The organism is Ruegeria sp. BF12 (assembly GCF_056538705.1).
This window is the reverse complement of sequence record NZ_JBQFTP010000009.1, coordinates 151,288-164,453: the sequence shown is the minus strand read 5'-3', so window position 1 is coordinate 164,453 and position 13,166 is coordinate 151,288. Positions and strand designations below refer to the sequence as shown.

General features: G+C 59.2%; 13 protein-coding genes. 6 read left to right on the top strand and 7 right to left on the bottom strand.

Translation table 11 applies throughout. The annotated features are described in order from the left end of the window. The first annotated feature begins 169 nt into the window (after positions 1-169). Together ACR0J0_RS15245 and ACR0J0_RS15240 are read left to right on the top strand one after the other, a co-directional pair. Positions 170-1,609 carry an aldehyde dehydrogenase family protein gene (locus tag ACR0J0_RS15245; RefSeq protein WP_480665003.1) on the top strand — a complete coding sequence of 480 codons (1,440 nt, stop codon included), beginning with the start codon at positions 170-172 and terminating at the stop codon, positions 1,607-1,609. Between the two features lie 12 nt (positions 1,610-1,621). Next, positions 1,622-1,933, top strand: coding sequence for a hypothetical protein (locus tag ACR0J0_RS15240; RefSeq protein ID WP_480665002.1), 312 nt, complete (start codon positions 1,622-1,624; stop codon positions 1,931-1,933). A 32-nt stretch (positions 1,934-1,965) separates the two neighbouring features. Here ACR0J0_RS15240 and ACR0J0_RS15235 read toward each other — a convergent pair whose 3' ends face one another. Both ACR0J0_RS15235 and ACR0J0_RS15230 read right to left on the bottom strand, forming a co-directional pair. Continuing rightward, complete coding sequence (locus tag ACR0J0_RS15235; protein ID WP_480665001.1) at positions 1,966-2,874, bottom strand: cation diffusion facilitator family transporter; 909 nt, start codon at positions 2,872-2,874, stop codon at positions 1,966-1,968. 53 nt (positions 2,875-2,927) lie between these two features. Beyond that, positions 2,928-3,779 carry a methylated-DNA--[protein]-cysteine S-methyltransferase gene (locus ACR0J0_RS15230; RefSeq protein ID WP_480665000.1) on the bottom strand — a complete coding sequence of 284 codons (852 nt, stop codon included), beginning with the start codon at positions 3,777-3,779 and terminating at the stop codon, positions 2,928-2,930. Between the two features lie 118 nt (positions 3,780-3,897). On the opposite strand from ACR0J0_RS15230, the gene nth reads away from it, so the two are divergent. Beyond that, positions 3,898-4,542, top strand: a complete 645-nt coding sequence (gene nth / locus ACR0J0_RS15225; protein ID WP_480664999.1) for an endonuclease III — start codon at positions 3,898-3,900, stop codon at positions 4,540-4,542. Beyond that, entirely contained in the window at positions 4,539-5,528 is a 990-nt protein-coding gene (locus ACR0J0_RS15220; RefSeq protein ID WP_480664998.1) for an adenosine kinase, read from the top strand. The genes nth and ACR0J0_RS15220 overlap by 4 nt, the downstream gene beginning before the upstream one ends. Positions 5,529-5,535: 7 nt before the next feature. Here ACR0J0_RS15220 and ACR0J0_RS15215 read toward each other — a convergent pair whose 3' ends face one another. The 5 genes from ACR0J0_RS15215 to ACR0J0_RS15195 form a co-directional block, all read right to left on the bottom strand. Next, a complete protein-coding gene (locus ACR0J0_RS15215) occupies positions 5,536-6,375 on the bottom strand; it encodes a DUF547 domain-containing protein (protein WP_480664997.1) in 840 nt (279 codons plus the stop codon). Next, entirely contained in the window at positions 6,372-7,745 is a 1,374-nt protein-coding gene (locus ACR0J0_RS15210; protein ID WP_480664996.1) for a radical SAM protein, read from the bottom strand. The genes ACR0J0_RS15215 and ACR0J0_RS15210 overlap by 4 nt, the downstream gene beginning before the upstream one ends. Before the next feature lie 72 nt (positions 7,746-7,817). Next, positions 7,818-8,528, bottom strand: a complete 711-nt coding sequence (locus ACR0J0_RS15205) for a glutathione S-transferase family protein (RefSeq protein WP_480664995.1) — start codon at positions 8,526-8,528, stop codon at positions 7,818-7,820. A gap of 64 nt (positions 8,529-8,592) precedes the next feature. Further along, the gene (gene sigZ, locus ACR0J0_RS15200) at positions 8,593-9,132 is read right to left on the bottom strand and encodes an RNA polymerase sigma factor SigZ (RefSeq protein ID WP_480664994.1); all 540 of its coding nucleotides are present in this window, start codon (positions 9,130-9,132) and stop codon (positions 8,593-8,595) included. 6 nt (positions 9,133-9,138) lie between these two features. Next, positions 9,139-9,624, bottom strand: coding sequence for an RNA pyrophosphohydrolase (locus tag ACR0J0_RS15195; RefSeq protein ID WP_480664993.1), 486 nt, complete (start codon positions 9,622-9,624; stop codon positions 9,139-9,141). A 138-nt stretch (positions 9,625-9,762) separates the two neighbouring features. Between ACR0J0_RS15195 and ACR0J0_RS15190 the strand changes: the two genes are divergently transcribed. Both ACR0J0_RS15190 and ACR0J0_RS15185 read left to right on the top strand, forming a co-directional pair. Next, positions 9,763-11,790, top strand: coding sequence for an FAD-dependent oxidoreductase (locus ACR0J0_RS15190; protein ID WP_480664992.1), 2,028 nt, complete (start codon positions 9,763-9,765; stop codon positions 11,788-11,790). An 86-nt stretch (positions 11,791-11,876) separates the two neighbouring features. Then, entirely contained in the window at positions 11,877-13,160 is a 1,284-nt protein-coding gene (locus ACR0J0_RS15185) for an MFS transporter (RefSeq protein WP_480664991.1), read from the top strand. Positions 13,161-13,166: the final 6 nt, after the last annotated feature.

The following is a 13,166-nucleotide window of genomic DNA, read 5'->3' as shown; positions in this document are numbered from 1 at the left end:
TGGGAGAAACCTAATTACTCTGCGCCATTGTTAAACCATCCACCGGCTTAAAGGGTATTCATTTTTGAGGAAAATAATTTGATCAAATTATCCCTTGCCACACCAATTTGCCGGTGCCAGAGTGGCGCAAATTCCCGGCATCCGGGCTGAAGGATCAGGAGGATACGCGATGATCGAGAAGCGCAATTTCTACATCAACGGAACATGGGTCGCCCCATCCGCACCCAATGATTTCGAGGTGATCAACCCTTCGACCGAAGAACCCTGCGCAGTGATCTCGCTCGGCGCGCAGGCCGATACCGACGACGCCGTTGCCGCAGCAAAGGCCGCCTTGCCCGGCTGGATGGCGACCCCCGTCGCAGAGCGCATCGCGTTGGTCGAAAAGCTGATCGAGATTTACCAGAGCCGCTCCGAAGATCTGGCGCAAGCCATGTCGCTTGAAATGGGGGCCCCCATCGACATGGCGCGCACTCAGCAATCCGGTGCGGGTATGTATCACCTTGCGAACTTTGTACGCGCAGCCAAAGCGTTCCAGTTCGAACGCCCGCTTGGCGAGCATGCGCCTAATGATCGGATCATCTACGAAGCCGTCGGCGTGGCCGCCCTGATCACGCCGTGGAACTGGCCGATGAACCAGATCACGCTCAAGGTTGGTGCCGCGGCGATCGCCGGATGCACGATGGTACTGAAACCGTCCGAGCAAAGCCCGCTGAACGCGATGATCTTTGCCGAGATGATGAATGAGGCGGGCTTCCCAGCCGGTGTCTTCAATCTGGTGAATGGCGACGGGGTCGGGGTCGGTTCGCAACTGTCGGCGCATCCGGATGTGGATATGGTCAGCTTTACCGGATCGACCCGTGCCGGCACAGCGATTTCGAAAAGCGCAGCCGATACCTTGAAAAAGGTGCATCTGGAGTTGGGCGGCAAGGGCGCAAACGTGGTCTTTGCGGATGCTGATGAAAAGGCAGTCAAACGCGGTGTCTTGCACATGATGAACAACACCGGCCAAAGCTGTAACGCCCCCAGCCGCATGCTGGTGCAGCGCCCGATCTACGATCAGGCCGTCGAGACCGCAGCGGAAGTGGCCAACATGGTCTCAGTCGGAAGTGCTCAGGAAGAAGGGCGTCACATCGGCCCCGTCGTGAACGAGGCGCAGTGGACCAAAATTCAGGATCTGATCCAGAAGGGCATCGACGAAGGCGCGCGTCTGGTTGCGGGTGGTACTGGCCGCCCCGAGGGTCTGAACAAGGGTTACTACGTACGCCCCACCGTCTTTGCCGATGCCAACAACCAGATGACCATCGCGCGCGAAGAGATCTTTGGCCCGGTCCTGACCATGATCCCCTTCGACACCGAAGAAGAGGCGGTCGAGATCGCCAACGACACGCCCTACGGCCTGACCAACTATGTCCAGACGCAGGATGGCGCACGTGCCAACCGCATGGCGCGGGTCCTTCGGTCCGGTATGGTTGAAATGAACGGCCAGTCCCGTTCTGCGGGCTCCCCGTTTGGAGGGATGAAACAGTCGGGCAACGGGCGCGAAGGTGGTCTTTGGGGGCTGGAAGATTTCCTTGAGGTCAAAGCCGTTGGGGGATGGGCGGCGGAGTAACCAAGTTTCCCAATGACGGTCGATTTTGACCTTTTGAACACTGTTGAGCCCGTGAGCACTGAACAGCTGGCTGAGATGCACACGGGTTCACTTCTGACGCGCCTAATGGCTCTCAGAGGTCTGCAGGAGTTCTATTCCCAAAGCGATTGGAGCGATGAAGAGAGGGAAGCCGTCGTCGCAAAGGGGCTTATCGCATTCAAGGACAGAGAGAACTGGCAACGTGCCTGGTTAGAGCTGAAGGCCGAACTATCCACTCGTGAGCATGTGCCTCGGGGCGGTAAGGAGTTAAGGCATCTCAATCAACAAGCCAAACAAAAGCGGTAAAGCCCTGCCGCTTTTGAGGGCATGGACACACTTTACTCCACAGCGACGACACGGGCGGGTTCTTTAAGTTCGGTGTCCGGCTCCAGATGAATCACAAAGACAGATCCGGGGAACTTTTCAACCAACGCCCCTTCGATATCATCGCAGATGTCATGCGCATCGGCGACCGACATACTGCCATCGACGACAAGGTGGAATTCGACGAAAATCATGTTGGCTGACCGGCGACCCCGTAGGTCGTGGTATTCCAGCGCCGAGCCCAGATTGGCCTCGATCATTTCCCGCACAGACTTCAAATCCCTGTCGGACAAAGAGGCATCCATCAGCCCATCGACCGAGCTGCGGATGACTTTCCAACCCTCCCACAGAATGTTGAGGGCTACGAGGATCGCGATGAGAGGGTCCAAGATCAGCCAACCGGTAGCCATCGCAATCAGCAGCCCGACGACGACACCAACCGACGTTATCAGGTCGGTGAAAATATGCTTTGCGCTCGCTACCAGTGCAGGAGAACTTTCGCGTCGACCGATCCGCAACAGCAGAAAGGCCCAGATACCGTTCAGACAGGTCGCGCCCACGTTAATAGCGATGCCGAGAAAGGGTGCGCCTGCCAATTCTGGATTGGGCAATGCAAAAACGGCCTCGCGAATGATCAGAAGCGCGGCCAGAACAATCAGGGTTCCTTCGGCCACGGCCGACAGATACTCGGCCTTTTTGTGTCCGAACGGGTGCTTTTTGTCCGGCGGCATACCTGAAATTCGGACCGCAAAGTATGCGAGCAAGGCCGCCAACACATTCACAACCGATTCCAAAGCATCCGACAGCAACGCGACCGAGCCGGTCACCCACCACGCCAGCAGTTTCAGCAATAAAACTGCAAGCGAAACGGGGATGGCCCATGCAGCGAATGTCTGGGTTGTCTGTCCGGTGTCCTGCCTCATAGAGACTCACCTAGCACATGAAGCAGGTTTACGATCTTACTTTTTGACTGCGGTTACGCATCCGCCTGAGCGGCCTCATAAGCAAGCATCGCGCGTTTCACCGGCAGTCCCCAATGATAGCCGCCCAATCCTCCGGATTTGCGCAACGCGCGATGGCAGGGGATCAACCAACTGACAGGATTGCGACCCACCGCTGTCCCGACGGCTCGAACAGCCTGAGGCGACCCGACCCGCTGTGCGATTTCCGAATAGGTCGTCACCTGCCCCGACGGAATATGCATCAGGGCTTCCCAAACCTTGATCTGCAGAGGTGACCCGATCAGATAGAGCGGCGTCGGCTCCAACCGGTCACTGGCCGCGCCAAACGCGCTGAGGACCCAGGGTCGCAGGCGCATCGGGTCTTCGACGAATTCCGCCTTAGGCCAGCGCGAGATCATGTCCTCCATTGCAGCCTCCTCACCGGTCTCCGCGCCAAATGCCATGCCGCAGATGCCTTTGTCCGTTCCCATCACAAGCGCCGGGCCAAAGGGGCATTCGAACCAACCCCAATAGATCGTAAGCCCGTCACCCTTGCGGGCGTATTCGCCGGGGCTCATGGATTCCCATTTCAGGAACAGATCGTGCAGGCGGCCACTGCCGGACAGGCCAACGTTATGCGCGGTTTCCAACGTGGTGAACCGTTCCCGCAGCAGCGCCTTGGCGTGGCCCAATGTCAGATACTGTTGATACCGTTTCGGCGACACCCCGGTCCAACGCGAGAACAGGCGCTGGAAATGCGCGGGGCTCATGTCCATCTGGCACGCCAGTTCGTCGAGGCTCAGGTTCTCGCCACCCTGATCGATCAAATCAATGGCACGACGCATGACGTTGTAATGGTATCCGCTTTCCGGGGTCTGGACGTTCATGGTTCTCACCTCATTGTCTTGTCCAAACCATAGCGCGCAGGTCACGGCCTCGCGACCCGGAACTTGCGCATTGGCTTTGGACTTGTATCAACGCGCCCCGACCGGCATTAAGGCGCGGATGGCAAAACAACTTGATTATCACACGATCCGCGAGATCTTCACACGTTTTCAGGACGCCGACCCCGAACCCAAGGGCGAGCTGGATCACGTGAACGTCTATACCCTGGTCGTGGCCGTGGCGCTGTCTGCGCAGGCCACCGACGCCGGGGTAAACAAAGCCACGCGCGAGCTGTTCAAGATCGCTGACACGCCGCAAAAGATGCTGGATCTGGGTGAAGAGGGGCTGATCGAGCATATCAAGACCATCGGCCTGTTCCGGCAAAAAGCCAAGAACGTCATCAAGCTCAGCCGAATTCTGGTCGAAGACTATAGCGGCGAGGTGCCCAATTCCCGCGCAGCCCTGCAATCGCTGCCGGGGGTGGGTCGCAAGACGGCCAATGTGGTGCTGAACATGTGGTGGCGATATCCGGCGCAGGCCGTGGATACCCATATCTTTCGCGTCGGCAACCGCTCTGGTATCTGCCCCGGCAAAAACGTCGACGCTGTCGAACGCGCCATCGAGGACAATATCCCAGTTGATTTTCAGCTGCATGCGCATCACTGGCTGATCCTGCATGGCCGGTACCACTGCAAGGCACGCAAACCCATGTGCCCGACCTGTATCATCCGCGATCTCTGCGAATTTGAGGACAAGAACCTATGAAAACCTACCAGCTTGTCGGCATCGGAAATGCCGTGGTGGACGTAATCTCTCAGGCCGATGACAGCTTTCTGGAGCTGATGGGCATCGAAAAGGGCATCATGCAACTGATCGAGCAGGAGCGTGGCGAAGTGCTTTATGCCTCGATGGAAGGTCGGGTTCAGACGCCGGGCGGTTCGGTTGCCAACACGATCGCGGGTGCAGGCGCGCTGGGGCTGGATTCGGCGTTTATCGGACGCGTACACGATGACGCACTGGGCCGGTTCTATGCGGACGCGATGAACGAAGATGGCGTGGACTTCGTGAACCCGCCGGTTCCGGGTGGAGAGCTGCCGACGTCGCGATCGATGATCTTTGTCTCACCCGATGGCGAACGATCGATGAATACCTATCTGGGGATTTCGTCTGAACTGTCGTCGCAGGACGTATCGGATGAGGTCGCAGGCAACAGCCAGATCATGTTCCTTGAGGGCTATTTGTTCGACAAGGAAAAGGGCAAGGCTGCCTTCCTTGAGGCCGCACGCGCGTGTCACAAGGGCGGCGGCAAGGCTGGTATCGCCATTTCCGACCCGTTCTGCGTGGAACGCCACCGTGTCGACTTCCTGTTGCTGATCGAAAACGAACTGGATTTCGTCATCGGCAACGAGGCAGAGATCAAGTCGCTGTTCGAAACTGACGATCTGGAAGAGGCGCTGGCCAAAACCGCCGCGATCTGCCCTCTGGTCGTATGCACACGTTCGGGCGACGGGGTGACGGTTCTGAACGAAGGCAAGCGCATCGACGTGCCGGTTGAAAAAGTGGTGCCAGTGGATGCGACCGGTGCAGGCGATCAATTCGCGGCTGGTTTCCTGTTCGGCATGGCCACAGGTCGCGATCATGAGACCTGCGCACGGATCGGCAATGTCTGCGCCCGCGAGGTCATCAGCCATATCGGCCCCCGCCCCGAGGCAAACATGCAGGAACTGCTGCGCGCCGAAGGGTTGCTGTAACCGCCAGCTACGATCCGGCCGCCGCGTCGTTCAGCGCCCAGTCGTACTGATATGCTTTGACACGCGGCGTATGCTGCAGGCGGGCGCGCAGCTCGGGTTTCGCCACCGTTTCGATGTAAGCAAGAACAGCCTTTTCATTCGGACCGAAATCCTCGCGGAACCAGATATATATTTTCGAGAGGATAAGCCCGCCGCGGTTGTCGAACCGCACGCCGCGCGGGTCGTTGACATAGGCATGTTCGGCGGTCGCGAGATCGCGCTCTAGCGTCTCAGCCCGCCAGGCGCGGTCCATCAGGTTGGGGCAGCCCACAGCGGCACAGTTCAGCGCGTAATGGATGCGCGGCTCGTTGAATGTGGGTCGGATGACGCGATGTTCGATGTCATTCAGAGTCAGGGTTTCCCCGCCAACCCGTGCCAAAGGACGGTTCCACGGCCCAATCGAAAGCGGTCCGTCCTTGATGTCCCGGATCGAGGCTACAGGGTAGTTGTCGAGAACGACATCCACCGTCAGCGCGTTGTACAGATTGATCCAGTAAGCCAGTTGTTGGTCGCTGGTCAGCTGCACCGGATCAACAGCCTGCAGATCAGCCAGATATCCTTTCAGACGCGTTCGATCTGTTTGTGTCACTTGCCCATAAGCCACCCGGTTCACACCGTGCGTATCCATTGCGACATAGCGGTTCAGAAAGCTGTCCCAATCCCGATGATCTACCTTCTCTCCCGGAGGTGCCGCGAAACGGGTCAGGGTCTGCCCCGGCAGGGCTTCGGGCGCAGGCAGGGCCAATCGCTCCACGCTGGCGCAGGCCGCCAGTATCGGAAATAGCAGAAGTAACAGAAGGTTTCTCATGACGCGTCCTTTCGGTTCCGGCGCAATGCACGCATCTGACCCTTGAGCCGCTTGAGAGGAGCCAAAGCGGGATCGCTCAGGTCCGGCAGATCGGGGGTTCCTGACAGGCGTGGCGCTGCGGCGTTCCACCAGCTTGGACCAAACGGGCCGTCAATCTGGTCAGGCGCCGCCAGATGCAGGTCGCGTTGCGCGTTGTGGGCGCACATGGACAGCGGGCCGTTTGCCGTTGCGACCATGAACACGCAGGACGCACAACGACCTTCTTCCAGCGCATCCGCGGCCATGAAGTTATGGATGAACACGGATTGCCTGCGGACCGGTCCGCGCAAAAGACCGCGCCCCAGACTTAGAACGCACCCCAGAAGATGCAGACCGGCCCGCGCAGCCAAAAGGGGGTTGCGCAACGCCATGCGCCGCACACCATCGCGGATGTCGATATGGCCGTCTGTCGACCGATCCGCCCGTTCCAGCGCGGCAATCACCCGATGCGTCAATCGCCGGGCCGACAGAAGCGATACCGCGCGCCCTCCGGCGGTGACGACGCTGGCATAGCGGTTGCATTTCGAATGCCCTACGGCTGCAGTGTCGAAATGCAGGGGTGTTTCATACCCGGCCTCAACCGCACGCATTACACTGTCTTGCGTGATCGCGTCGGGTCGTTCCCGCAGCACCCCTCGGCCAGTATCGGCCTGCATCTGGAACGAAACAAAGGCGACCTCCAGGCGGTCACGCAGGAACCGCGCCAGCGTAGGAAGCTCGTCGAAATTACCGCCAAAGACCGTTGTGTTGAACAAGACCCGCAAGCCCAACCCGCGCGTACGACGGATGTAGGCACAACGCACGGTATTTAGCTCGGCCTCGCTGGCAAACCCTTTGCGCTCCTGAGTCATGTCGACATGAAAGGCCACGTCATCCAACCCCGCTGCCGCAAGCCGCGTCAGAAACGCCCGGCTGGCGCGGATACCGTTGGTCATCAGGCAGGACCGCATGCCCAATCGCCGGATCTCGCGGCACAGCGATTCAAGATCTTCGACCTTGCGCAGCGTCGGATCTCCGCCCGTCAACTGGACCGAGACACCGGGGCCATAGTGGCTATGGATCGTGGCAATCCGCGCGAACAGAACCGAAAGCGGCGGATCATAGGTCATCTCGGCCCGGTCCGAGAGATAACACAGCGTGCAATCCAGATTGCAACGCTGGGTGACTTCAAGCGCAACACAGGCAATGGGATAGAACCGGCCTGCGGTCTGACCGGCGCTATATTCCGCGCAGCCTTGCAGACCGCCGCGCAACGGCGCGCGGCGGTCTGCACCCGTGAACTTGCGTCCGGCGGGTTGTACGAAAGAGGGAGATGGGGGTGTGTCCTTCATACCCGTCAAGCTAGACAGGTCGACCAGATGCGACCACGCCCCCTCACGCCAACGTGCGGCTTGGTGAGTAAATCACCCGCAGCACCCGCCGGATTGTTTCAACGGAGCGGTTGCCGGCGCTTCGTTCAGGTTCGCACCCCGCCCAAGCCACGTCCGTTCGGCCAGATAGAATTCGGCAAATCGCGCGACAAAATCCTCGGACACGGTTTTCTGCGGGATGCCTGTCGCCAGCAAGGCCTGTTGCCAAGCCTTCACCTTGGGGTAGTCCACCAACATATCGTGCCCGCTGTGTTCGGCCACGATTGCAGCGCGATGGAGCAACGGCAACCACGCCATATCGACATTGCCCAGCGCCTCGCCCGCAAAATAAGGCCCATCGCCCAGCTGCTTTTCAGCCTTTGCGAAAGAGGCGTTTAGCTTGGTCATCCGATCAGAGAAGATCGCCTGATCCGCGCTTTGCATCGCGCTGCACTGAACCAGATAGTGTTTGCTTGCCTGATAGCTCCACGCGCGGTTCAGGGCGCGCTGTTCGGGCGTCAGGTCGGGCTGCAGCGACGCGGTCACTTCGTCGAGGAATTCGGCAATTGCGTCCGACTCGAACAGCGCGGTGCCGCCCTCGGTCACCAGAACCGGCACCTGACCTGTCGGCGACAATTCCAGAAACCAGTCCGGCTTGTCGCTGAGGCTGATATAGTCGATCTGATAAGGCACCTGCTTGGCTTCCAACAGCGCGGTGACGCGCTGAACGAAAGGGCAGATTTTGAAACTTATGATACGGATCATTGGTCTTTCCTTTTGCTGGTTTCATCTGTCAGACGAAGCCCGCGCCAAAAAGACGACGATCAGATCAACATTTTTTGCAGGATTTCGGTTTTTCCTGAACGTCCGAGATATTACCCCGCACATCCATCGAGATATTGCAGCAATCTTCGAACGCTTTTCGCAATTCTGCCCGCCCCTTCTGAACGCGGGATTTCAGAGTTGAATACGCCAGCCCCTGCGCCTGTGCGTAATCCTGTTGGGGTATGCCATTGATGTCGATCGCCATCAGCATGTCCGCGGTTTCCTGCGACAATCCACGAATGAAAGGTTCGACACAGCCCTCCAAGTCCTGACGTGTTTCCGGATCGTCGCGGTGATACCAAAGGTCATCCGGGTGCGCCTCGGCACGGCCTGATTTCCGGTAATAGTCGATGATCGTGCGATCGGCGGTTTGAAACAACCACGGCTGCAGTTTCGCCGGGTCCTTCAGGTTTGGCAGACCGGTGAAAACTTTGACCAAGATTTCCTGCAGCAGGTCATCTACATCTGCCGCGTTGGACACACGCGAATGCAGAAACGCTTTCAGGCGTGCGCGGTACTTGGGCCAGATATCTTCTATTTGCATGCCGTCTTATGACAGGTGATCGGCAAAGGCGGCAACCACCTGCTGGTAAACCTCACGTTTGAACGGCACGATCTCTTCGATCAGCTTACCGGGGTCCTGCCATTTCCATTGAGTGAATTCCGGATGCTCTGTCTGGATGTCGATCTGGTCGTCACTACCGGTAAACCGCAGCAGATACCATTTCTGTTCCTGCCCGCGAAAGCGACCCTTCCAGATTTTGGGCACGATGTCATGCGGCAGATCATAGGGCAGCCAGCCGTTTGTTTCGGCAACGACCTCAACGAGGTCCGAAGTTACGCCGGTTTCCTCCCAAAGCTCACGCAGCGCCGCATCCCGTGGGTCCTCGCCTTTGTCCACTCCACCCTGAGGCATCTGCCAAGCGTCCTTGTGGCGGTCATTGCGCTGGCCGACAAAAACCTTGCCCTCGGCATTCATCAGCATAAGTCCCACGCAGGGTCGATAGGGCAGTTTGGCGATTTCTTCGGGGGTCATGCGCGGCCTCACTAATGTGCTTTGAGACGTCTGTATCAAGCCCCAAGGCCCTCGCAAAGAGTTTGACGTTAGGTTTCGCGTGACAACATTGACGCGAACGTCAATCTAGCGTCGAGAAATCGGGAGGGAGAGTTCGCCATGACTGCGTACCCAAACATGCTGGCCCCGCTGGACCTGGGCTTTACCACTTTGAAGAACCGCGTCCTGATGGGGTCGATGCACACGGGGCTCGAAGAAACCGGTGACTGGAACCGTGTGGCCGAATTCTATGCCGACCGCGCGCGCGGAGGCGTGGCTCTGATGGTGACAGGTGGGATTGGTCCGAACCTTGAAGGCTCGGTCCTGCCCGGCGCGTCGATGATGACCAATGACAAAGAGGTGGCGAACCATTCCATCGTGACCCAGCGCGTGCATGAGGCCGGCGGCAAGATCGCGATGCAGATCCTGCATGCAGGGCGGTATGCTTATGGTCCGAAATGCGTGGCCCCCAGCCCGGTGAAATCCCCGATCTCGCCCTTCCCTCCGAATGAGCTGGATGAAGAGGGTATCGAGAAGCAGATCGCCGATATCGTCAACGCTGCGGTACTGGCCCAGAAGGCGGGTTATGACGGGGTCGAGATCATGGGGTCCGAGGGGTATTTCCTCAACCAGTTCCTTGTGACTCACACCAACAAGCGCACCGACCGATGGGGCGGGTCCTATGAGAACCGCATGCGCCTGCCAATCGAGGTCGTGCGTCGAACGCGCGAGGCCGTGGGTACCGATTTCATCATCATCTACCGCCTGTCGATGATTGACCTGATCCCCAACGGCTCGACCCATGAAGAGGTCGTTGAACTGGCCCAGCGCATCGAAGAGGCCGGTGCCACGATCATCAACACCGGTATCGGCTGGCATGAAGCTCGGATTCCAACCATTGCCACCAGTGTTCCCCGTGCGGCCTTCGCCTGGGTGACGAAAAAGCTGATGGGTAAGGTGTCGATTCCGGTCATCACGTCGAACCGGATCAACACCCCCGAGGTCGCTGAAGAGGTCCTGTCGACCGGCTGCGCCGACATGGTGTCTCTGGCCCGGCCAATGCTGGCCGATGCGGAATTCGTCAACAAGGCAATTGCAGGTGAAGGGGCCAAGATTGCGCCCTGCATCGCCTGCAACCAGGCCTGTCTGGACCACACGTTCAGCGGCAAGCTGACGTCGTGCCTTGTGAACCCGCGTGCCTGCCATGAGACCGAACTGGAAATTACCGCAGCAGAAACGCCAAAGACGGTTGCGATCGTCGGCGCAGGTCCTGCGGGTTTGTCCACTGCGATGACCGCAGCCCAGCGCGGACACAACGTGACCTTGTTCGACCGCGCCGCCGAGATTGGGGGCCAGTTGAACATGGCCAAGCAGGTGCCGGGCAAGGAAGAGTTCTGGGGACTGGTCGACTGGTACCGCACCATGATGACCGATCTGGGTGTGAAGGTGGAGTTGAACCGAGAGGTCGGCGCGGACGACCTGAACGGCTTTGACGAAGTGGTTATCGCCACCGGCGTCACGCCACGCGACCCGCAGATACCGGGGCAGGATCGTGACAACGTCGTCAACTATATCGACGTGCTGCGCGACAAGGCCGAGATTGGCAAATCCGTCGCCGTCATCGGCGCAGGCGGTATCGGTTTCGACGTGTCCGAGTTCCTACTGGAGAACGGCCATAGCATCACGACCGACCTGCCCGCATGGATGAAGGAATGGGGCGTGACCGATCCGGCTGAACACCGCTCGGGCCTTGCGCCAGAAGGTCCGCAACCGGCGGCACCTGCGCGTGACGTTACACTGCTACAGCGGAAGAAGCAGGCTCATGGCAAAGGACTGGGCAAAACAACCGGCTGGATTCACCGCGCCACTCTCAAGATGAAAGACGTCAACTTTGTTGGCGGCGTGAACTACGAGCGCATAGACGAGGACGGCCTGCATATCAGCTTTGGCGAGGAACGTGCCGACCCGACCGTGATTGCGGCGGACTCAATCGTTCTGTGTTCCGGTCAGGTGTCCGAACGCAGCCTTGCCGATGCTCTGATCGAGCGAGGCATCACCCCGCACGTGATCGGCGGTGCAGATGTGGCCGCCGAACTGGATGCTAAGCGCGCTATCAATCAGGGCACGCGGCTGGCTGCAACATTCTAGGCGCACCGCCCTGCGCCTTGCGTTGCGCGCCGACATATCGTGAACTCGCGCGATAGCCTTCCGTTCCGGAGAAACCGCGCGAGAGAATGACCCACGAGACGCTCCAGCCCCCGTCCCGAAATGTTCCGCTATTGGCGGGACAGGGGGCTTTTTCTGTCATGGCGTGGTCGATGGCCAGCCCCTCGGTCGTGCTGACGTTTCTGGCAGTGTCGATGAATTTACCAGTCTTTTTGGCCGCTGCGCTGGTGGCGATCCGCCATACAGCCGGAACCTTGGCCGATATCTGCGCTGCCGGACCCATCGGGCGTCTGGCGCAGAAGAAAGCCGCCATTGCCCGGATCGATATCGTGGTCGGACTGTGTTTCGCTGCCGTTATACTGGCCGTGACCCATAGCGACCGGACCTTCGTGATCGGGGCGTTCGTCGTTGGGATTTTCCTGATCGGGTTTCTGGAAGAGGTCAAAAGCCTGCTGATCATCGAGTTTGTGGGTGGCAATCTTCCGTCCCGCGACCGGATGCGTGTGAGCTATTCGCAAAAGGCCATCGGCGGGGCGGCCACGATAGCGGCTGTTCTGGTGCTGCATCAGATCTTTCAGGACGCTCCGGCCCTGACGCGCCACAGTATGGTGATCGGGTTCGGTGCGCTGTGCTTTGCCGTGTCGGCGGCACTGGTGATGGCGTTGCAAGAGCGCCCTGGTGAAGCGCAGCAGGCAACCAAAGAGACGCGCATTGAGTCGATGCGCGCCTTCTGGCGAGATGCGGCGCGTTTATTTGTCGAGCCATGGTTTCAAAAGTACATGTTTGTCCGGCTTTCCTTTGTCTTGGCAGGATTATCGGTGCCGTTCTTCGCCCTGATCGCCGCTGAGGCACATCACAGTTCGGAGCAGGGGCTGACGGCGCTGGTGGTGTCATCAGCGGCCGCCCTGATGGTGGCTGCGCCGCTTTGGCGTGCTCTGTCAGGCTATTCCAACCGTTCGGTCATGATCGCCGGAGCGGCGATGATCGCGGTATCCGGCATTTGCCTGATCGCACTGCACAGCCAGGGGCTGGATCATACGGTGCACCTGCACGCGGTATCCCTGTTCGTGGCAACCGTCGCGGTCACAGGGCTGGGCAGCGCACGGACGCTGTATTTCATGGACATCGCCCCGAAAGAGCAAAGGATTGCCGCGCAAGCGGTTTCAAAAACACTCGGGAGGCTGGCGATTATCGCGATATCGATGCTGTTGGCCGCCATTGCGCATCATGGCGCGGTCTTGTGGGCGATTGCAGCGATCTCAATCGGAAGTCTGCTGGCAATCGTTGCGATTCTGTCCTTTGTGGGTGCGCCGCCCAAAGGTGACGCAGCGCAGAACACAACATCAGCCTGAAAGCAC